Here is a 21,519-nt window from a genome sequence, read left to right as displayed (position 1 = left end):
GTCATTGAACACGACGATAATCCACCCAACGTTGGCTGATGTGTGTTATGGAATTGAAAGGGATGGCAGTCGCGCGATCATTGAAGCGCCGGAAGCATCCAATGAAAAAATTCTGGAAGCGATCCCGCTGGTCTGGTTAGATGAGGCGGAATAACGGTTGATAGTACGGGCTGCCTTCGGCGGCCCGCTTTATTTTTGGATGACGACCCAATGAGGGCGTCTAAAAAAACAATCAGGAGCAGAATTATGACAAGCGAAGCTATGCTGATTTCACTCTCCAGCCAACCGGCGGATGCACGCTGGGGTGAGAAAGCGCCGTTAAGTGTGAATGAAAACGGTTTTACCATTCATCTGAATGGGAATTCCCCGCAGACGGTTATTCAACGAGCGGCCCGTAAAATTGACGCTCAGGGCGTCAAGCACGTTAAACTGGCAGGCGTTGGCTGGGATTTGGAAAACTGCTGGGCATTCTGGCAAGGGTATCGTGCGCCTAAGGGGAAACGCACGGTGGAATGGGCTGAACTGAACAGCGCTGATCAGAAAGAACTGGCCGATCGCCTCAAGATCGTTGACTGGGTGAGGGATACGATCAACCTGCCGGCAGAAGAGTTGGGGCCGGAGCAATTGGCGACGCGCGTGATTGATCTGCTGAACGATGTCGCCGGTGACGTCTTCAATTACCGGATCACCAAAGGCGACGATCTGCGTACGCAAAACTATGCCGGGCTTTATACGGTCGGTCGTGGTTCCGATCGTTCTCCCGTGCTGCTGGCGCTGGATTACAACCCGACCGGTAATCCAGATGCGCCGGTATTCGCCTGCCTGGTCGGTAAAGGCATTACCTTTGATACCGGCGGCTACAGTCTGAAATCCAGCAGTTACATGGACTCCATGAAATCAGATATGGGCGGCGCGGCAACCGTGGTGGGCGCGTTGGCGCTGGCGGCAGCGCGTGGATTGCAACAGCGGGTGAAACTGTACCTGTGCTGCGCGGATAATATGGTCAGCGGCAATGCGTTCAAGCTGGGTGACATCATTCGCTATCGCAACGGCAAGAGCGTTGAGGTGATGAACACGGATGCGGAAGGGCGTCTGGTACTGGCTGACGGTCTGATCGACGCATCGGAGCAGAATCCGCAGTGGATCATTGACTGCGCGACGCTGACGGGAGCGGCAAAAACCGCCCTCGGTAACGATTATCAAGCCTTGTTCAGTTTCGATGATGAACTGGCGGCGGCATTGCAGGACAGCGCGAAACAGGAAGACGAACCATTTTGGCGCCTGCCGCTGGAAGAGTTCCACCGCAGCCAACTTCCTTCCAACTTTGCGGATTTAAACAATATCGCCGGGGCTGCGCACAGCGCGGGCGCGAGTACGGCGGCGGCGTTCCTGTCGCATTTTGTAAAGCATTATCAGCGAGGCTGGCTGCACATTGACTGTTCCGCAACCTATCGCAAAGGGGCGGTGGAGCAATGGTCCGCGGGGGCGACCGGGCTGGGCGTTCGGACGCTGGCGAATCTGCTGCTAAGCAAGGCCGAATAATCAGGATTAACCGGGCCAGTACCCGGTTTTTAACGCAGTTAAGGTTGAGGAGCGTTATGGATTTTTCACCACAAAATAAACTGGAAGAACTGCTGGTTCTGGCCGCAACCGAGCCAGCGCATCGGCCTGAGTTTTTCAGCGAACTAATGGACGCGACGGTATTTGTACTAGGCGGCAGTGACGAAAGCGACGCGCCCGGTGAAAAGATCCTGCATGCAGGCAGTAACGTGCAGATTCAACACTGGGAGAAAGCCGATGGCTCCTCAGCCATTCCCTTTTTCTCTTCGCTGGAAGCCTTGCAGCAGGTGATTAGCGAAGAGCGCCCTTTTCTGGCATTACCGGCGCGTTCACTGTTCGAGATCACGCTCGGCGCCACGCTGTTCCTGAATCCTAAGCTGCCGTATGGAAAAGAGTTTTTACCGCAGGAAGTCGAGCATATGCTGTCCGGCGAAGGAACCGGGTTGGTTGAGCAGCGGATTATCGAAGAGGATACTCAGGTATTGATTGGCCAGCCCGCGGCAATGCCGGTACAGATGATTGACTCACTGACCCAGTTGTTTACCCGGTATCGGCACGTGCGCCGTGCATTTCTTGCTCAAATCCATGAACCGAATGAAAAAGAGCCGCATCTACTCATCGGGATTGAAGCGGATCAGGATAGGGAAGAGATTATCCGCGTCGCCGGCAGTGTAGCCAGCGATACGCTACCGGACGAGCGTCCGGTCGATATCTGTCTGGTTAAAGAAAATGAGCCGGGCATCAGCCACTATCTGATCAAACACACCACGCCGTTTTATGAGCGCAAGTGGGGCAGCTTTCTGCGAGATTTCAAAAGCACCGGCCGCGCCTGAATAGAGGGGCGGTACAACGGTGGATTATGAGTCCACCGTTGTCGCCTGTAACAGCAACAGGTCGATCATCATCACCAGATTTGATTCAAACGAGCTAATCTCCGCGGCCTCCGCCGCATAATGCACCGCGTCGTCATAGAGCCGAAAATGCAGATCGGCCAGTTCGCCCAATGAATTCAGAGATGCTCTGGTGAAGGCGATCACCTGCATGCCGATATTTTTGGCAATCCGTGCCTTATCCAACACCTGCTCGGTTTCACCACTACGGGAAATGGCAATGAACACCTGATATTTCGGCGCATTATTGAGGAAAATCCCTCTGCTGTCTCCCAGCCCGGAAGAGAAAGCATCTTTACCCAAAACCTGAAGTTTTTTCGTCAGATATTCGGCGAACAGATGTGAGAAACCCGCGCCATAGAGAAAAAAATGGCTTTCCTGCCGCAGAATCCGGCTGAACGCCGCCATTTCTTCGGCACTAACATAGGAGAAGGTGTGCTGGTAATTGTCCATAAAGCGCTGAAACGCAGCCGGAATATGATTAACGGCGGCAGGCGGCAACCGCGGGGGCGTCGCCAGCAGTTGTTTACAGTGATAAATAAATTCGCTGTAGCCGCTGAAGCCTATTTTCTGACACAGGCGCATGATGGTGGCGGTAGAGACATACGTTTGTTGCGCCAGCTCCCGAACGGTCATTTTCCCTACCAGAGAAGAGTGCTCCGCGATAAAGGCAAGTACGCGATATTCCGCGCGGGTAAGCGCCTGACCGCGTTGCATCAGGGAGGCCAGCCGGTTGTCCATGATATGCTCCTCCTGATACCGTTCATGGCAGACGTGGAATCAATTAAGCGTAATAGGCAGGTCGTCGCGGCTGCCCCAATCGCTCCATGCACCGTCATACAGCGTTACATTTGGTACATTCAGTACGTGTAGCGCCAGAATAACCACGCAGGCGGTAACGCCGGAACCGCAACTGGCAACAACAGGCTGACTGAAATTCACACCATGCTTATGCAGAATGGTCGCCAGTTCCGCATTTGGCTTCAACGTCCCGTCGGCGACCAGCTCGCTCCAGGGAACATTCAGGCTGCCGGGGATATGTCCGCGATGCAGGCCGGGGCGAGGTTCGTCCACTTCGCCGTTAAAGCGGGCGGCAGGGCGGGCATCAACAATTTGTGCGGATTGGTCACGGCTGATCGCCAGCACGTCTCCGCGCTGCCGGATCGCCGTTTCATTTAGCCTGGCTTCAAAAACGGCGGGTGCCCGTTCGACATTGCCCTGCTCCAGCGGCAGGTTTTGACTTTTCCAGCCAGCCAGTCCACCAGCGAGGATCGAGATCTTTTCAATGCCAAATATGTGCAGCATCCACCAGGCACGCGGCGCGGAAAACAGATTGCCTTCGTCGTAGATAACAACGTGTTGCTGATGGCTGACGCCGAGCTTGCTCATGGCGCGGGAGAAATCATCGCCGCGGGGCAGCATATGCGGTAGCTCGGTATTGTGATCGGACAGCGTTTCAATATCAAAAAATACCGCGCCGGGTAAATGACCGGCACGGTATTCCGCGTTGATATCACGGGTTGTTTCACCCGGCGGCAACATGCGGGCGTCAAGGAGAGCGATTGTGCTGTCGTTAAGGTGCTCGGCAAGCCAGGTTGAGGAAACAAACCCTCTATTGGAAACAGATAACTCAGAAGAAGACATTGTCATAATCCCCTCACGCTGGGGCCGACGGATTCAGCCCCGATGTGAAATAAGGTTTCATTGTCAGCGATTTCTTCTGTCCCGACAAGCATGCGTTTACGGCGCGGCAGCGTCGCGGTAGGCCTGATTTAGCCGCGGCCAGTATTCGCGGTTTGCTTCAATCATATCGTCCAGAATCGCTTTCGCATGTTGCATGGTGGGCACCGTGCGGTTCAGCGTGAAAGCCTGCAACGCTTTTTCGTAGCTGCCTTCCAGCGTTGCCTCAACCAGCAACTGTTCCGAAGCCAATTGCTGTTCCAGCAGCGCCCGATGGAACTGCGGGACATTCCCCATACGTACCGGTTCAGGCCCTTGCGCGGTGATGTACGCCGGGACTTCGACCATTGCATCGTAAGGCAGGTTGGCTATCACCCCTTTATTTTCCACAATAACCAGATGACGCTGGCGCAGATCGAAGGCCAGCGAGCAGGCCACATCAACGATAAACGCGCCATGTACGCCGACATGGAAAGCCTCCGGCAGAACACCGGTTTCTTTATATTTGGCGGCGGCGGCGAATAGCTTCTTCTCGCGTCCGTCCATCACTTCGTTGGCGCGGGTGTAATCAGGGTTCTGATGCTCAACAAGCTGATTCGGCATCAGGTAATACTGCAAATAAGGATTCGGCACGAATTCGGGGAAATGATCCATGATCGGCTTGATATTGCGCCAGGTTTTGACCCAAGAGGGATCGGCATGCTGGGGATCGGTATCGGCTGCATCGGCGGTCAGCAGACCATAGCGGGCAATATGCTTGCGCAGTTCGGGCAGACGATCGACACCGTCCACCCATACGCGGGTAAACCAGCCAAAGTGATTCAGGCCGAAGTAATCCACCGTGATGTCTTGTTGATCGACGCCCAGCACGGCGGCGATATTACGCATCGATGCCACCGGCATGTCGCAAATATTCAGTACCCGCGCGGTGGGGCGCAGGCGGCGAATACCTTCGGCGACAATGGCCGCCGGGTTAGAATAATTGACGATCCATGCATCCCGATGGGCGTGGCGTTCCACCAGATCGATCAGTTCAACCATCGGCAGGATCGTACGCAGACCGTAGGCCAATCCGCCGGGGCCGCAGGTTTCCTGACCGACCACACCGTGGCGCAATGGAATTTTCTCATCCAGCTCGCGCATCCTGTACTGACCGACGCGCATCTGTGCGAACACAAAGTGCGCGCCGCGAAGCGCGGTTTCAGCATCGGTGGTGACGGTGCAGGTAATCTCGCGACTATGATCGCGGATGATTTTTTCGACCACTGGCGCAATGGTGTCCTGCCGCTGGCCGTCAAGGTCGTACAGACGGATTTCCGCCAACGGAAAATCCGCGAGGCGCAGCATGAGACTTTTTACGATGCCTGGCGTATAAGTGCTGCCGCCGCCGGCAATAGTTAGAATGAACGGGGGTTTCGTCATGGTCGGTCTCCTGTTAAAGCGCGTTTTCAACTGCTTCGCGTAGGGTTTTGACGTGAAGTCCGTATACCACCTGGACATGGTTACCCTGACGGATAACGGCTTTGGCGCCGGTGGTTTTGAGTTGTTGATCATCAACAATGGTGGGATCCAGCACCGTGACGCGCAGACGGGTGTAACAACTATCCAGCACGTCGATATTCGGTTTGCCGCCAAGCCCGGCAATGATGGTCAGGCCGACGAGACGCGCATCGTCTTTGAGCTGTTGCTGGGCTTTTGCCTGATATTCCGTTTTGGAGTACAGACGGGTTTCTCCCTCGTCGGATTCCCGTCCTGGCGTCGGCATATCGAAATAGAGAATCAGAAAACGAAAGACGAAGAAGTAAATTACCGACAGGATCAACCCAACGGCGATGTACATCGGCCAGTTGGATTTCTCAATACCCAGCGGCAGGTTGTAAAGCAGAAAATCAATAATGCCGTTGGCACCAATCGCATGCACGCCGAGGACAGAAAACAGCATCATACCCAGACCCGTCAGGACGGCGTGAACGACAAACAGCAGTGGTGCGACGAACAGAAAGGAGAACTCCAGCGGTTCAGTCACGCCGAGCAGGAAGGAGGTAAAGGCGGCGGGAATAAGGATCGCTTTGGCCGCCAGGCGTTTTTCCGGCTTTGCGGTAACGTACATCGCCGCCGCCGCCGCCGTCAGACCGAACATTTTACTGATGCCGCGTGCATCCCACGCCACCGTCGGACTAAGTTGCCTGACGCTTTGGCAAGCCATTTCAGCAAAGTAGATGTTACGCGCGCCCTGATACACCTTGCCGCACACATCGGCAGTTCCCCCCAATTCGGTATACAGGAACGGGGTGTAAACCAGATGATGCAAACCGGTTGGGATCAGGATACGTTCGAGAAAGCCATAGATGGCGACGCCGAAGGCGCCGGCACCTTTGATGGCGAAGGCCAGATGGCTAATCCCCTGCTGGGCGAACGGCCAGATGGCGCTCATCGTAAAACCCAGGGCGATAGCCAGCGGAATGACCAGAATGGCGACGAGGCCGTGGCCGGAATAGATAGCCATGACGCCGTCGAACTGTTTACCGGCGTAGCGGTTATACAAATAACCGGCAATGGCCCCGATCAGAATACCGGCGAAAACGCCCATCTCCAGTACCTGAACGCCGAGCGCCATACCTTGTCCGGCAGCGCGCATCTCCGCCGCAGGCACTAGCTTTCCCTGGAGCTGGAGCGTAATGTTCATCGCGTTGATGAAGATGATGAACGTCACCAGTCCGATAAGGGCCGCATATCCCTTATCGCGTTTTGCCAGTCCGATGGGAATGCCGACAGCAAAGACCAGCGCCAGATTCGCCAGAATAGCGACGGCGGATTTGGAAATCAGTTGACCAAAATCCTGAATTAGCGGGTGGTTGAGCAGGGGAATATAACCGGCCAGATTGCCGTTACCGAACACGTTGCCAAAGGCGATAAACAGCCCGACGATCGGTAATATCAACACTGGGCCATACAAGGATTTACCAAAGTTCTGCAAGGCATTGACCGCGTTTTTCATTATCAGCCCTCTTTGTGGCCATTATTGGGGGTACAAGGTAAGGCTAGCAGCGAATAGGGAAAGATATCTAGTTATCCTATTGTTTTAAAAACAAATAACGCGTAACGTTACAAGTGACGTTCAGAACTGTGATCGCCGATGATTTGTTACATTTTGCCGGTGTCCCTGAATGAAAGAGAACAGGGCATCAGCGGCAAACCAAATAAGGCAGGGCGAAGGATAATGTTTTCTAATAAAATGTTATTTCGTCGATAGGCAACGGGTGCCGCTAACCCTATAATCTGCGCCACTTGCACTGGCTGGTATTAGCCTTCTTCCAATCCGGCTGCTATCTAATAGTTATTTGATGAGGTCAATATGACGGTAGAACGTACCTTTTCCATCGTGAAACCTAACGCGGTAGCCAAAAATGCGATTGGCGCCATTTATGCGCGTTTTGAAAGCGCGGGTTTCAGCATTGTTGCCGCCAAAATGCTGTGTCTGACCCGTGAACAGGCCGAAGGCTTTTATGCCGAACATCGGGGCAAACCATTTTTTGACGGTTTAGTCGAATTCATGATGTCCGGCCCGATCATGGTGCAGGTGCTGGAAGGTGAAAATGCGGTTCAGCGTAACCGTGACATTATGGGCGCGACCAATCCGGCAAATGCGCTGGCCGGTACGCTGCGCGCCGATTTTGCCGACAGTTTGACTGAAAACGCCGTCCATGGTTCTGATTCTCATGAGTCCGCTCAGCGCGAGATCGCCTATTTCTTCAGCGCTGACGAAATATACCCGCGCAACAGCTAATCCAGTGCGGCAGGAGCGATTTCCGATGTCGCCTGCGACGGCCCGCCATAAAAAATGCGGCGAGGGTAGCTTACCTGTTTTAAACTTTGTACAATGCTCCGCCCCGGATGAGCCTGCGCTTACCGGGCGTTTCTTTATCATCCTTCTTTAGCGCCATAACGTGTAATAACGAGGCCAAGAGTCCCTATGTCTCAACAAATTGTGTCTGAACAAACCGTGTCCGAATTTTCACCGGCGTCTGCCGCTGCTTCTCAAGTTGCGAAAACCCATGCGGAAAAGGTCAATCTGCTGGATCTTAACCGTCAGCAAATGCGGGAGTTTTTCGCCTCCCTGGGAGAAAAGCCTTTTCGCGCCGATCAGGTGATGAAATGGATTTATCATTATTGCTGTGATGATTTCACACAGATGACGGATATTAACAAAGCCTTCCGTAACAAATTACAGGAAGTCTCAGAAATTCGGGCGCCTGACGTGGTGGACGAACAGCGCTCGGCTGATGGCACCATCAAATGGGCTATTCTGGTCGGCGGCCAGCGCGTCGAAACGGTGTACATTCCTGAAGAAGATCGCGCGACGCTGTGCGTGTCTTCACAGGTCGGCTGTGCGCTGGAGTGTAAATTCTGTTCAACCGCGCAGCAGGGATTCAACCGTAACCTGCGGGTATCTGAAATCATTGGCCAGGTATGGCGCGCGGCAAAAATTATCGGCGCGTTCAAAGTCACCGGCCAGCGTCCAATCACCAACGTGGTGATGATGGGCATGGGGGAACCGCTGCTCAACCTGACCAATGTCGTCCCGGCGATGGAAATCATGTTGGATGATTTCGGTTTCGGCTTGTCAAAACGCCGCGTCACGCTGTCAACGTCAGGGGTTGTGCCCGCGCTGGACAAACTGGGCGACATGATCGATGTCGCGCTGGCTATCTCCCTGCATGCGCCAAACAATGAAATTCGTAATGAGATCATGCCGATTAACAAGAAGTATGATATCGGGGTGTTTTTGAGCGCGGTACGTCGCTATTTGGAGAAATCCAACGCCAATCAGGGACGCGTGACGGTTGAGTATGTGATGCTGGATCACATCAACGACGGTACTGAGCATGCTCATCAATTGGCGGAATGTCTGAAAGATACCCCGTGCAAGATCAACCTTATTCCCTGGAACCCGTTCCCCGGCGCGCCTTACGGCCGTAGTTCGAACAGCCGCGTCGATCGGTTTTCAAAAGTTCTCATGGGGTATGGGTTTACCACCATTGTGCGCAAAACTCGCGGTGACGACATCGACGCCGCCTGTGGTCAACTGGCCGGTGAGGTGGTGGACAGAACGAAACGGACGCTGAAGAAAAAAATGGCGGGTGAACCTATTACGGTTAAAACGGTCTGACACCTAATCGTCCTGGTAATATCGGGAAGTGATGCTATTTTTGCAGTGTTAATCTTACGATAGCGGTGACCTGTCAGGAATTAAGATAGTATGTCGTTGATATGACGGGCTGGATGACGATAAAAGGAAGTCAGGAATGACACGGCAGTTAAGACAGGGAAAGGTTTGGCGGCTGATCATCGTCGCAATGCTGTTGGCAGGATGCGCTCATTCTTCCCGAGAAACGATAAATCCGGCGGTAGCGCATACGCGTTTACAATTGGGCCTTGAGTATCTGGCTCGCAATAATCTGGATGCGGCGCGTCAGAATCTTGAAAAGGCGCTGGCAATCGCCCCGCAGGATTATCGCACCCAGTTGGGCATGGCGCTTTATGAGCAGCGGATCGGGGAAAATGAGTCCGCGGGGCGGCGTTATCAGCGCGCGTTAACGCTGGCGCCGGAAAGCGGTAGCGTCATGAATAATTACGGTGCGTTTCTATGTGGTTTAGGGCAGTATGATGCGGCGCAACGGCAGTTTAGCGCGGCCGCTCAACTCCCTGATTACAGTCAGGTTGCTGATGCGCTGGAAAATGCGGGGTATTGCTTTTTCAAAGCCGGGCAGAATGATGAGGCGCGCAACCTTTTAAGCAGGGCGCTAAAGTATGATCCTGCCAAAGGCGTTACGCTGGTGGCAGAGGCTGATAAACAGTTTTCCACCGGAAATCACGAGCGGGCCAAATTGCTCCTGGATATTTATCAGCATATTCTTCCGGCCAGTGCCGAGAGTTTATGGTTACAGATTCGTTTCGCCGCGTTAGCAGGCCATGATGGCAATATTGAACGTTATGGCAAATCGCTGGCGCGAAGTTTTCCACAATCTAAACAGTACCAGCAATTCTTAGCTAATGAATACTGAAGCCACTAAAAACAATACGGAATCAACTCTTCCCGGCGAACGGTTACGTCAGGCGCGCGAGCGTCTGGGGATGACTCAGCAGACGGTTGCAGAACGTTTGTGTCTTAAGCTTTCCACCGTTCGTGAGATTGAAGAAGGCAATACGCCGACAGGTCTGGCGCCGACGTTCTTACGCGGCTATATCCGTTCCTACGCAAAATTGGTTCACTTGCCCGAAGATGAATTGTTGCCGATGCTGGATAAACATGTGGTGCCGAGGGCAACCAATGTTGCTCCCATGCAAAGCTTCTCTCTGGGTAAAAGCCGCAAGAAACGCGATGGCTGGTTGATGACCTTCACCTGGCTGATCGTGATTGTGGTGCTGGGATTTACAGGCGCATGGTGGTGGCAGAACCATCAGGAGCAGCAGAAGGAGATCAGCAGTATGGTCGACCATGCCAGCGCGATGCAGGCGCAAAATGGAGGTCAGGCCGTACCGCTGATGAGTAACAGCGAGCCGCAAGCTCCCGCAGATTCTGATCCAGCTAGATCAACGCCAGTCGAACCGCCCGAGAACACCACGTCCCAGGCGTCAGACAATCCTGTGACGGCGCAGTCTGCGCCACCACCTTCCGCGACGGATTATCCCCAGTCAGCTACGCCATCCCCCGCGCCGCAGCCCGACGTTTCCCGGCCGGCTGATAGTGCGCCTTTACGTTCCGGCGCGGTTGCTCCCGAGACAGGCGCGGTTTCTCCGGATAATCCCCCTCCTTCAGCTGTATCTTCCGAACCTGCGCTGGTGATGAATTTTAACGCCGATTGCTGGTTAGAAGTGATCGACGCCAGCGGTAAAAAATTGTTCAGCGGTATGCAACGTAACGGCGGTTCACTGAATCTTAATGGGCAGACACCGTACACGCTTAAAATTGGCGCCCCAGCAGCCGTACAGATCCAGTTCCAGGGTAAACCGGTTGATTTGAGCCGGTTTGTAAGAAGCAATCAGGTTGCACGTCTTACGCTGGCTGCGGAATAACGTAACCTTTAAGTGATGTTGCAATCTTGGAGAAGACGTAATGCATAACGCTGCACCCATAACCCGTCGGAAATCAAAACGGATTTACGTCGGTAAGGTGCCTATTGGTGATGGCGCGCCGATCGCGGTGCAATCCATGACCAACACCCGAACCACCGATGTTGAAGCGACCGTTAATCAAATCATGTCACTGGAGCGTGTTGGCGTTGATATTGTGCGTGTGTCCGTTCCAACGATGGAAGCGGCTGAAGCGTTCAAACTAATCAAACAACGCGTGAATGTGCCGCTCGTCGCTGATATCCATTTTGACTATCGTATTGCCCTGAAGGTGGCCGAGTACGGCGTCGACTGTCTGCGAATCAATCCCGGTAATATCGGTAATGAAGAACGTATCCGTTCTGTTGTTGATTGCGCGCGCGATAACAACATCCCGATACGCATTGGCGTGAACGGCGGTTCGCTCGAAAAGGATTTGCAGGAAAAATATGGCGAGCCGACGCCGGAAGCGTTGCTGGAGTCCGCCATGCGTCATGTTGATATTCTGGATCGTCTCAACTTTGATCGGTTCAAGGTCAGCGTGAAGGCTTCAGATGTGTTTCTGGCGGTACAATCTTACCGTCTGCTGGCCGCGCGTATCGATCAACCGTTGCATCTGGGGATCACGGAAGCGGGCGGCGCTCGCAGTGGCGCGGTCAAATCGGCTATCGGCCTCGGCCTGCTGCTGTCCGAAGGCATTGGTGACACCTTGCGTATTTCACTGGCCGCCGATCCGGTTGAAGAAGTTAAAGTGGGTTTCGATATTCTGAAATCACTGCGCATTCGGTCCCGCGGAATCAACTTTATTGCCTGCCCGACCTGTTCCCGTCAGGAGTTTGACGTGATTGGCACCGTGAATGCACTGGAGCAGCGACTGGAAGATATCATCACGCCGATGGACGTTTCGATCATTGGCTGTGTGGTGAATGGGCCCGGGGAGGCGCTGGTTTCCACCATTGGCGTTACGGGCAGCCACAATAAGAGCGGATTTTATGAAGACGGAGTTCGCCAGAAAGAACGTTTTGATAACGAGCAGATGATCGATCAACTGGAGGCCAAAATTCGCGCCAAAGCGTCCATGATGGATGAAAGCCGGCGCATTACCGTTAATCTGGTCGATAAATAGACGGCCTTGTTGGTGCGGACTTCGGTCATCGCTCGCATAATTTATCATTCCTTAATCCGATGAGGTTCGGCCCGCATTGAAGATGCGCCGTGAATCCTCCTATAATCGGGTTTGTTTTTGAAAAACGCATAGAGAACTGACGTGGCAAAAAATATTCAAGCCATTCGCGGCATGAACGATTACCTGCCAGCCGAAACGGCTTTGTGGCAGCGTATTGAAACCAGCCTTAAACAGGTGCTCAGCAGTTACGGCTATAGCGAAATTCGTTTGCCTATCGTTGAGCAAACGCCGTTGTTTAAACGCGCCATCGGTGAAGTCACCGATGTGGTTGAAAAAGAGATGTACACCTTCGAGGATCGCAACGGTGACAGTCTGACACTGCGTCCAGAAGGGACAGCGGGTTGTGTCCGCGCCGGCATCGAACATGGCATCCTTTATAATCAGGAACAGCGTCTGTGGTATATCGGACCCATGTTCCGCCATGAGCGTCCGCAAAAAGGGCGCTACCGTCAGTTTCATCAGTTGGGTTGCGAAGTTTTCGGTCTGCATGGGCCGGATATCGATGCCGAACTGATTCTGCTCACCGCCCGCTGGTGGCGCGCGCTGAGCATATCCGAACATGTCAGGCTGGAACTGAATTCGATTGGATCGCTGGCAGCCCGTGCGACATACCGCGAGGCACTGATCGCGTTTCTTGAGCAGTATAAGGACAAACTGGACGAAGACTGCCTGCGCCGCATGTATACCAATCCGCTACGCGTTCTGGATTCAAAAAATCCGCAGGTGCAGACCTTACTCAACGATGCGCCGGTTCTGACGGATTATCTTGATGAAGAATCTCGTGCTCACTTTGCCGCGTTGAGTGAACTTTTAACACAGTCAGGTATCCCATATACCGTTAATCCACGTCTGGTTCGCGGCCTGGATTATTATAACCGTACCGTGTTTGAGTGGGTCACCACCAGCCTTGGGGCTCAGGGCACGGTTTGCGCTGGCGGCCGATACGACGGAATGGTGGAACAACTGGGCGGGCACGCGACCCCAGCGGTGGGTTTTGCGATGGGATTGGAGCGCCTGGTGCTGCTGGTGCAGTCGGTCAACCCTGAGTTTAAAGTGCATCCGGGTGTGGATGTTTACCTGATTTCCTCTGGAGAGGGAACGCAGGTGGCGGCCATGCAACTGGCTGAAAAATTACGTGATACGCTGCCGCAGATGAAATTCATGACCAATTACGGCGGCGGCAATTTTAAAAAGCAATTCGCCAGAGCCGACAAATGGGGCGCGCGCGTTGCGCTGGTTTTAGGTGAAAACGAAGTTGCGGCAAATCAGGTTGTGGTCAAAAACCTGAGTAATGGCGAGCAGGATACATTGGCGCAGGCCGACGTTGCCGCGCGTCTGGCAACGTTACTGAATTGAGGAGAAAGACATCGTGGAAGCCTATACGACAGAGAATGAACAGGTTGATACACTGCGTCGTTTCCTCGCGGAAAATGGCAAGGCGCTGGTGGTGGGGGTGGTGCTCGGTGTAGGCGCGCTGGTTGGCTGGCGTATTTGGCAAAGTAACCAGAGCGACAACGCAATGGCGGCTTCCGCCTCATACCAGCAAATCGCCGAGAAATTAGCCGATGGCAAAGCGGACGGCGTAGCGGCAGCCGAGAAATTCACTGCCGCGAATCAGAACAGCTACGGCGCGCTGACCTCGCTGGAGCTGGCTCGCCATTATGTCGACCAGAAAGATTTCGCCAAAGCTGAACAACAGTTGGTTTTGGCCCAATCCCAGACTAAAGATGCGGACCTGCTTGCGCTGGTGAACCTGCGTCTGGCGCGGATTCAACTGCAAGAGAAGAAAACGGACGACGCGCTGAAGACGCTGGATGCCATTAAACTCGATGGCTGGGTTGCGCTGGCGGCAGACGTTCGTGGCGATGTGCTGGTCGGCAAAGGGGATAATAAGGCCGCGCGCGACGCATATAACAAAGGTTTGTCTGCCAATCCACCGCAGGCATTGAAGGCATTGCTGACAATGAAACTAAACAACCTGTCCAGCTAAGAGGAATTCCATGCAATTGCGTAAAACACTTTTAGTAGGACTGGTTTCTGTTGCCCTGCTGAGCGGATGTTCGCTGTTTAACAGCGAAGAAGATGTTGTCACCATGTCGCCACTGCCCACAGTCGAAAATCAGTTCACGCCGACCAAGGTATGGAGCCGTTCGGTAGGCAGCGGCACTGGCGAGTTCTTCGCTAATCTGCATCCGGCATGGCAGGACAATCGCGTATTTGCCGCTGATCGCAAAGGGATCGTCAAGGCGCTGGATCTGAACGACGGCAAGGAAATCTGGCAGACCGATCTGTCTGAGAAAACCGGCTTTTTTTCCCGCAATAATCCCGCCCTGTTGTCCGGCGGCGTTTCCGTTTCCGGTAACCATGTGTATGTCGGCAGTGAGCGGGCGCAGGTTTTTGCGCTGAATCGCGATGATGGTTCCGTGGTATGGAAGGCCGGCGTTGCGGGTGAAGCTGTTTCTCGTCCGGTCGTCAGTGATGGTGTGGTATTGATTCATACCAGCAACGGCATGTTGCAGGCGTTGAACGAAGCCGACGGCGCGATCAAGTGGACCGTCAATCTGGATATGCCGACGCTTTCCTTGCGGGGGGAGTCCGCGCCAACGACGGCGTTCGGCGCGGCCATTGTCGGCGGGGATAATGGTCGGGTGAACGCGGTGCTGATTAACCAGGGACAGTTGATCTGGCAGCAGCGTATTTCCCAGCCGAGCGGCGCCACGGAAATCGATCGCCTGAACGACGTCGATACCACGCCGGTTGTGGCGGGTGAGGTCGTCTACGCATTGGGCTACAATGGCAATATTACCGCGCTGGATCTGCGTTCAGGTCAAATCCTGTGGAAACGCGAGCTGGGGTCGGTACATGATTTCATCGTTGACGGCGACCGTATTTACCTGGTCGATCAGAGTGACCGGATCGTAGCGCTGAATACCAATGGCGGCGTCAACCTGTGGCGTCAGAGCGATCTGCTGCATCGTAATCTGACCGCGCCGGCGTTGTTCAATGGCTATCTGGTGGTGGGCGATAGCGAAGGATATTTACACTGGATGAATACAGCGGACGGTCGCTTTGTCGTTCAGCAGAAAGTGGACAGTTCAGGCTTATTGAGCAAGCCGATCATTGCCAGCGACAAGCTGCTGATTCAGGCGAAAAATGGCGAAGTGTACGCTTTTAGCCGCTAGTTATAACATAACACGTTTGGATCCTCTCTGCCGTTGGCAAAGGTGATCCCGAAACGGCTCCTGACAGTATCAGGGGCCGTTTCGTCTTTTTATCGTCAGCGAGTGTTCTCGTTGTAACGTACTGAAATATAAGTAATGAGGTTGTAACAATGATACCTGTCGTCGCGCTGGTCGGACGTCCGAATGTGGGAAAGTCCACGCTGTTTAACCGCTTAACGCGCACTCGTGATGCATTGGTGGCGGATTTCCCAGGGCTGACTCGTGACCGCAAGTATGGTCGTGCTGAAGTTGAGGGCCATGAGTTTATTATCGTTGATACCGGCGGTATCGAGGGGACGGAAGACGGCGTTGAAACGCGCATGGCCGGTCAGTCGCTGGTGGCGATTGAAGAAGCGGATATCGTCCTGTTCATGGTGGATGCGCGCGCCGGATTGATGCCTGCGGATGAAGGCATCGCCCAGCATCTGCGTAGCCGTGAAAAAATCACCGTTCTGGTCGCTAACAAAACCGATGGTCTCGATCCCGATACGGCGACGGCGGATTTTTACTCGCTCGGTATTGGTGAAGTCTATCCGATCGCGGCGTCTCACGGACGTGGCGTGACCTCTTTGTTTGAGAAAGTCTTGCTGCCGTTCGTGCAGGATGAGGTGACAGAACCGGTTGAGTTAACCGAAGAAGAAGAGAACGCGGCTTATTGGGCGGAACAACTGGATAAAAAACTTTCCTCGGAAGACACGAGCGCTGAGGAAGATGACTTCAACCCGGAAGATTTGCCGATAAAACTGGCGATAGTCGGACGCCCCAACGTCGGTAAGTCCACATTGACTAACCGGATTCTGGGTGAAGAGCGGGTGGTGGTTTATGATATGCCGGGCACTACCCGCGACAGCATTTACATCCCGATGGTGCGTGATGAGCGCGAATATGTCCTGATTGATACGGCAGGCGTGCGTAAGCGCGGAAAAGTTACCGATACGGTTGAGAAATTCTCCGTGATCAAGACGCTGCAAGCCATCGAAGACGCCAACGTCGTGCTGTTGGTTATCGATGCCCGCGAAGGTATCTCCGATCAGGATCTCTCGTTGCTGGGCTTTATTCTCAATACCGGGCGTTCACTGGTGATAGTGGTCAACAAATGGGATGGTTTGTCGCAGGAAGTGCGTGACGAAGTGAAAGAAATGCTGGATTTGCGGCTTGGCTTTATCGATTTTGCCCGTATTCACTTCATCTCCGCGTTGCATGGCAGCGGCGTGGGCAACCTGTTCGAGTCTGTCACAGAAGCCTACACCTGTGCGACCCGTCGCGTGGGCACCTCCATGCTGACCCGTATTATGCAAATGGCGGCGGACGACCATCAGCCACCGCTGGTGCGCGGTCGCCGCGTGAAGCTGAAATATGCGCATGCGGGCGGTTACAACCCGCCAATTGTGGTGATCCACGGAAATCAGGTAAAAGATTTGCCTGACTCTTATAAGCGCTATCTGATGAACTACTATCGCCGTTCATTGAACGTCATGGGAACGCCGATTCGTATTCAGTTTAAAGAAGGCGAGAATCCCTTTGCCGATAAGCGCAATACGCTGACGCCAAACCAGCTACGCAAGCGTAAACGTTTAATGCAGCATCTTAAAAAAGGTAAATAATTGATTGGCGGGGTGAATAGCAATATTCGCCCCGTTTTGACAGACAGAGAACAGTGTTTAGCCAAAAAGGTAAATCATGTCCTGGGAAACCTGGGGTTTTGCGTTTCACGTTACCATGCCCAATCTGTTGCTCTTGCTGATAGGCATGGGGTTACGCCGGTTGAGTCTGTTGGATGACGCATTCTGCGATGCGGCGATGAAACTGGTATTTAATCTGGCTTTGCCTTGCCTGCTTTTTTTCAGCGTAGCAACCAACCATCAGTCGATGGCCGATCATCTGCCGATGCTGATCTATGGCACGTTAGGAACCATCGCCACGTTCCTGTTGCTGGAATTCGTTGCCGTCTATCTGGTGAAAGATCCACGAGAGCGGGGGATCTTCGTTCAGGGAGGCTTTCGTTCCAATACCGGGATTATGGGGCTGGCGTTTGCGATGAGCGCATACGGCAGCGAGGGCGTTGCAGTAGGTTCTCTCTACCTGACGGTCACGGTTATTCTCTTTAATGTTCTGTCGGTGATTACGCTGACCCGCAGTTTGCGTCGTAACGAGCAGGGTGGGAAGATCAGTAAGAAAGCCCTGTTGGTCAGCATCGTGACCAACCCGCTGATTATCAGTCTGCTATTGGGACTGATTTATTCGCGCAGCACGCTTCCGATGCCGGATGTAATCAAACAGACCGGGAATCTGGTGTCGTCGCTGGCTTTACCCCTGGCGTTACTGTGTGCGGGAGCCAGCCTTGATCTCCGAACCATGCTGCGGACTTCCAACGTCGCGGCCCTTTCCTCCGCCGCCAAGCTGCTGCTTGTGCCGGCGTTGTTGACGCTGGGCGGCTGGGCTTTTGGCTTTCGTGGCGTATCGCTCGGCGTTATTTTCCTGTTTGCCGCGACGCCGACCGCTGCCGGGAGTTATGCCATGACGCGCGCGATGGGCGGAAACGCGACGCTGGCGGCGAATATCATCGCCATGACCACCGTCGGCTCGTTTTTTGTGACCGCGATTGGACTGTATTGCTTACGTTCGCTGGGTGTGATTTAACGGCGGATATCAAAAGATGAAGATGCGGGAGGCGATAACATGGACGCGATTTGTCCGCGCTGCGACAGCGCCATGAACTGGCAACACGGCAACACGTTTCAATGCGCCGTCTGCCGGCAGCGTTATCTTCGTGAGGCCAACTGCCCTGACTGTCAACACGCGCTTCAGGTGTTAACGGCCTGCGGCGCGGTGGATTATTTGTGTCAGCAACACGGGCTGATTTCAAAAAAACGTGTGCTGTTCAGCTACCTTCCTGCCAACCCATCAGCCTGACGACGGTATGCCGTTACGCCACAGTTCCGTCAGTTCTGACGGGGCGATGTCTTCTGGTATCAACAGTATGATGTCGGCGGGCTGGTCGCGCTGCGGGTGGTTATAGCTGATGTGAATTCGGTAATAGAACCGATCACCGCGCCCGGGGCCATCTGGCTCACCGGGTTCGCGCGCCTGCGGAATCGCATGGCGGATTGCGCTACAGATTCGTTCTCGCTCAGATGCCGGGACACTGGCGAGCACGAAACGGCGTAGCCCCGCCAGTTTGGGAATCCAGGCAATGCCCCCTTCGCGGGCTAATTCTATGACCGCATCGTCGTTAAGCTCCGGCAATGTTTTCATAAAAGCTCCTGTCTCACCTCCACACCTACCGTTTTCCACGATTGTTGAACGGTATCGGCAACGGTCTGGTCGAATCGTTGGGCCGCATGACGAATAGTGTAGCGGGCGAAAATCTCAAAATCCGCATTCTGCGGCAGTGATTCATCGCACAAGGTGTCATACCAGATTTTACCGGCTTTTTCCCATGCGTGGCCGCCCAGCGCGGTGGCCGCCAGATAGAAAGCGCGGTTAGGAATGCCGGAGTTCAGGTGAACGCCGCCGTTGTCTTCGCGCGTGTTCACATATTCATTCATATGGGAAGGTTGGGGGTCGACGCCCAACAATTGGTCGTCGAATGCTGTGCCAGGATCCGACATGGAACGCAGCCCCATACCGTTAATGCCCTCCGCCAGCAAACCCGCCCCGACAATCCAGTCTGCCTGCTCGACGGTTTGTCCCAAATGAAACTGTTTTACCATTGAGCCAAACACGTCAGACAGGGATTCGTTCAGCGCACCTGACTGCCGGAAATAAATCAATCCAACTTCGTTGTCGATAATACCATGCGCCAATTCATGTGCGACCACATCAATAGCGATGGTGAAACGGTTTAATATTTTGCCATCGCCGTCACCAAAAACCATTTGCTGTCCGTTCCAGAACGCATTCTGATAATTCTGACCATAGTGCACTGAACCCGACAGCGCCAGCCCCTCATTATCAAGTGAATTGCGCTGGAAAATCTGCCAGAAAAAATCGTAGGTGACGCCAAGGTAGTTATAGGCCTCATCAACGGCGATGTCGCCATTGCTGCCTTGGCCTTCTGTACGTACCAGTTTGCCGGGCAACTGCTGTTGATTTTCGGCATCGTAAATATCGCGCTGCACCTGTCCGGCGGGCCGCGTTGCATGTTGTTCCGGCCGGGGATGATGACTCACCATCAATGACTGAACGTGCATTAGGGTCTGCTGGGCGCAATGTCGTTGTTCCTCTGAGCCGCCAGCGACAATACGATGCAGGATATAGGGAGGGATCACGCTATAAATCTGTCTGAACTTCATACCATATCTCCTTAATAAAGGCGATTGTCGGTGAACGCAGACGATGAGCCAATCTCACTCATTCTTACTCACGCTCTTAGAATCAGTGGGCAGCAGGAGAACAGTTTAGTTCAGACGTTACAGGGAATATTGGGAGATATCCGCTCTTTTAGGACAAATCTCCCTACGGTGATTATGACGTTTTAGGGCGCTTTTTTCGTGGGTGTGGCGGCGGTAATTGTGCTTTGCGGGACGAGTGCGGTGACCTGGCTTTCCGCCCAGCCATCTTGCAACCGGGTTTTTAACGTTTCGCCCAAGGTAATTTGTGCAATGTTTTTCAGCACGTTGCCATCCGGCGCGGTGGTAATGTTATAGCCGCGCGCCAGCGTAGCCAGCGGACTCACGCCTTCCAGACGTGAACAGACGACCCCCAGCCGTTGCTGATGCTTATTCAGGTTACGTTCAACGACGCTCTGTATCTGATAGCGTAATTGCTGTAAACGCTGCTGCGCGCGGTGAATTTTTGGCAATGGCTGCTGTTGAAACAGGCGCTGTTCCATGCACTCATGGCGGCGAAAAATCTGTCGCAACTGTGACTGCATGGCATCATCCAGACGCTGGCGGAGTTTGACCAATTGGGCCTGCTGGCGTGCCAGCCGCAGTTGTGGATGCTGTTGCTGCAAGCGGTGATGCAGACGGGTGAATTCGCGATGGCGCTGGGCAAGGTAGTAATCCATGGCCATTTCCAGACGCTGGCGCTGGGATTGTATCTGGCGAAGTAGTTCCAACTGATTCCGGCTCACCAGTTCAGCCGCAGCAGAAGGCGTGGGTGCGCGCAGATCGCCGACATAATCGGCAATGGTCACGTCGGTTTCATGGCCCACCGCACTGACGATAGGGATTCGGCTGGCAAAAATGGCGCGTGCGACTCGCTCATCGTTGAAGCTCGATAAATCTTCCAGCGACCCGCCGCCGCGGGCGACGATCAGCACATCACACTCGTCACGCAGGTTAGCCAGTTCAATGGCGCGAACAATCTGTAGCGGCGCTTCGCTGCCCTGTACGGCAGTGGGATACACCACGACGGGCAGTGAAGGGTCGCGCCGCTGTAACACCTTTAAGATATCGTGCAGAGCGGCGCCGCTGGCGGAGGTAATCACGCCGACTTGTCGGGCCGGGGAGGGCAGGATCTGTTTAAACTGCTGATCGAACAAGCCTTCGGCCGCGAGACGCTGCTTCAGTTGTTCAAACTGCTGCTGCAACAGGCCATCCCCGGCGGGCTGCATACTTTCGGCCAGCAGTTGGTAATCACCGCGCGGTTCATAAAGCGTAATGGTGGCGCGAATCAATACCTGCTGCCCGTTTTGCGGACGAAAGGTCACCCGGCGGTTGGTGGTGCGGAACATGGCGCAACGCACCTGAGCACGCTCATCTTTGAGGGTGAAATACCAGTGACCGGAAGCGGGCTGAGAGAAATTGGAAATTTCGCCGGAAAGCCATATCTGCCCCATTTCCATTTCCAACAGTTGTCTAACCGTCTGATTCAAGCGGCTAACAGTGAAAATTGCAGAAGAAGGGAATTGAGACATTGTGAG

General features: G+C 54.0%; 21 protein-coding genes. 14 read left to right on the top strand and 7 right to left on the bottom strand.

From position 1 onward, the window contains the following. The first annotated feature begins 4 nt into the window (after window positions 1-4). The 3 genes from EH207_RS18175 to sseB all read left to right on the top strand — a co-directional run bounded on the left by EH207_RS18175 (window position 5) and on the right by sseB (window position 2,393). The gene (locus EH207_RS18175; protein ID WP_175413678.1) at window positions 5-154 is read left to right on the top strand and encodes a Fe-S cluster assembly protein IscX; all 150 of its coding nucleotides are present in this window, start codon (window positions 5-7) and stop codon (window positions 152-154) included. A gap of 92 nt (window positions 155-246) precedes the next feature. Continuing rightward, complete coding sequence (gene pepB, locus EH207_RS12860) at window positions 247-1,542, top strand: aminopeptidase PepB (RefSeq protein ID WP_137714346.1); 1,296 nt, start codon at window positions 247-249, stop codon at window positions 1,540-1,542. A 56-nt stretch (window positions 1,543-1,598) separates the two neighbouring features. Then, a complete protein-coding gene (sseB, locus tag EH207_RS12855) occupies window positions 1,599-2,393 on the top strand; it encodes an enhanced serine sensitivity protein SseB (RefSeq protein WP_137714345.1) in 795 nt (264 codons plus the stop codon). A gap of 24 nt (window positions 2,394-2,417) precedes the next feature. Here the strand turns inward: sseB and EH207_RS12850 are convergent, their stop codons facing one another. The 4 genes from EH207_RS12850 to EH207_RS12835 form a co-directional block, all read right to left on the bottom strand. Further along, window positions 2,418-3,191, bottom strand: coding sequence for a MurR/RpiR family transcriptional regulator (locus EH207_RS12850; protein ID WP_137714344.1), 774 nt, complete (start codon window positions 3,189-3,191; stop codon window positions 2,418-2,420). 39 nt (window positions 3,192-3,230) lie between these two features. Then, entirely contained in the window at window positions 3,231-4,100 is an 870-nt protein-coding gene (gene sseA, locus EH207_RS12845) for a 3-mercaptopyruvate sulfurtransferase (protein ID WP_137714343.1), read from the bottom strand. A 90-nt stretch (window positions 4,101-4,190) separates the two neighbouring features. Then, on the bottom strand, window positions 4,191-5,552 hold the full coding sequence (locus tag EH207_RS12840; RefSeq protein ID WP_137714342.1) for a 6-phospho-alpha-glucosidase: 1,362 nt from the start codon (window positions 5,550-5,552) through the stop codon (window positions 4,191-4,193). 13 nt (window positions 5,553-5,565) lie between these two features. Further along, on the bottom strand, window positions 5,566-7,128 hold the full coding sequence (locus tag EH207_RS12835) for a PTS transporter subunit EIIC (protein ID WP_137714341.1): 1,563 nt from the start codon (window positions 7,126-7,128) through the stop codon (window positions 5,566-5,568). 357 nt (window positions 7,129-7,485) lie between these two features. Between EH207_RS12835 and ndk the strand changes: the two genes are divergently transcribed. The 11 genes from ndk to EH207_RS12780 all read left to right on the top strand — a co-directional run bounded on the left by ndk (window position 7,486) and on the right by EH207_RS12780 (window position 18,563). Then, window positions 7,486-7,917, top strand: a complete 432-nt coding sequence (ndk, locus tag EH207_RS12830; protein ID WP_137714340.1) for a nucleoside-diphosphate kinase — start codon at window positions 7,486-7,488, stop codon at window positions 7,915-7,917. Between the two features lie 186 nt (window positions 7,918-8,103). Then, window positions 8,104-9,300 (top strand): dual-specificity RNA methyltransferase RlmN, encoded by a 1,197-nt coding sequence (gene rlmN / locus EH207_RS12825; RefSeq protein WP_137714339.1) that lies wholly within the window; start codon window positions 8,104-8,106, stop codon window positions 9,298-9,300. Between the two features lie 136 nt (window positions 9,301-9,436). Next, window positions 9,437-10,195, top strand: a complete 759-nt coding sequence (pilW, locus tag EH207_RS12820) for a type IV pilus biogenesis/stability protein PilW (RefSeq protein ID WP_137714338.1) — start codon at window positions 9,437-9,439, stop codon at window positions 10,193-10,195. Beyond that, entirely contained in the window at window positions 10,185-11,207 is a 1,023-nt protein-coding gene (gene rodZ / locus EH207_RS12815; protein ID WP_137714337.1) for a cytoskeleton protein RodZ, read from the top strand. Before pilW ends, rodZ begins: the two co-directional genes overlap by 11 nt. Before the next feature lie 40 nt (window positions 11,208-11,247). Beyond that, a complete protein-coding gene (ispG, locus tag EH207_RS12810; protein WP_137714336.1) occupies window positions 11,248-12,369 on the top strand; it encodes a flavodoxin-dependent (E)-4-hydroxy-3-methylbut-2-enyl-diphosphate synthase in 1,122 nt (373 codons plus the stop codon). 141 nt (window positions 12,370-12,510) lie between these two features. Further along, a complete protein-coding gene (hisS, locus tag EH207_RS12805; protein WP_137714335.1) occupies window positions 12,511-13,785 on the top strand; it encodes a histidine--tRNA ligase in 1,275 nt (424 codons plus the stop codon). A gap of 13 nt (window positions 13,786-13,798) precedes the next feature. Then, the gene (locus EH207_RS12800) at window positions 13,799-14,419 is read left to right on the top strand and encodes a YfgM family protein (RefSeq protein WP_137714334.1); all 621 of its coding nucleotides are present in this window, start codon (window positions 13,799-13,801) and stop codon (window positions 14,417-14,419) included. A 10-nt stretch (window positions 14,420-14,429) separates the two neighbouring features. Continuing rightward, entirely contained in the window at window positions 14,430-15,611 is a 1,182-nt protein-coding gene (gene bamB, locus EH207_RS12795; protein ID WP_137714333.1) for an outer membrane protein assembly factor BamB, read from the top strand. A gap of 149 nt (window positions 15,612-15,760) precedes the next feature. Next, the gene (der, locus tag EH207_RS12790; protein WP_137714332.1) at window positions 15,761-17,254 is read left to right on the top strand and encodes a ribosome biogenesis GTPase Der; all 1,494 of its coding nucleotides are present in this window, start codon (window positions 15,761-15,763) and stop codon (window positions 17,252-17,254) included. 76 nt (window positions 17,255-17,330) lie between these two features. Beyond that, window positions 17,331-18,290, top strand: coding sequence for an AEC family transporter (locus tag EH207_RS12785; RefSeq protein ID WP_137714331.1), 960 nt, complete (start codon window positions 17,331-17,333; stop codon window positions 18,288-18,290). 39 nt (window positions 18,291-18,329) lie between these two features. Beyond that, window positions 18,330-18,563, top strand: coding sequence for a zinc ribbon domain-containing protein (locus EH207_RS12780; RefSeq protein ID WP_137714330.1), 234 nt, complete (start codon window positions 18,330-18,332; stop codon window positions 18,561-18,563). Here the strand turns inward: EH207_RS12780 and EH207_RS12775 are convergent. The 3 genes from EH207_RS12775 to xseA form a co-directional block, all read right to left on the bottom strand. Beyond that, a complete protein-coding gene (locus tag EH207_RS12775; RefSeq protein WP_137714329.1) occupies window positions 18,555-18,905 on the bottom strand; it encodes a protealysin inhibitor emfourin in 351 nt (116 codons plus the stop codon). The genes EH207_RS12780 and EH207_RS12775 overlap by 9 nt on opposite strands. Further along, on the bottom strand, window positions 18,902-19,945 hold the full coding sequence (locus EH207_RS12770; RefSeq protein WP_137714328.1) for a M4 family metallopeptidase: 1,044 nt from the start codon (window positions 19,943-19,945) through the stop codon (window positions 18,902-18,904). The genes EH207_RS12775 and EH207_RS12770 overlap by 4 nt, the downstream gene beginning before the upstream one ends. A 182-nt stretch (window positions 19,946-20,127) precedes the next feature. After that, window positions 20,128-21,513 (bottom strand): exodeoxyribonuclease VII large subunit, encoded by a 1,386-nt coding sequence (gene xseA, locus EH207_RS12765; protein ID WP_137714327.1) that lies wholly within the window; start codon window positions 21,511-21,513, stop codon window positions 20,128-20,130. Window positions 21,514-21,519: the final 6 nt, after the last annotated feature.

Origin of the sequence: Brenneria rubrifaciens, from assembly GCF_005484945.1 — a bacterium.
GTDB lineage: Bacteria > Pseudomonadota > Gammaproteobacteria > Enterobacterales > Enterobacteriaceae > Brenneria > Brenneria rubrifaciens.
The sequence above is the reverse complement of the archived record's forward strand: the minus strand, read 5'-3'. Positions and strand labels throughout refer to the sequence as shown.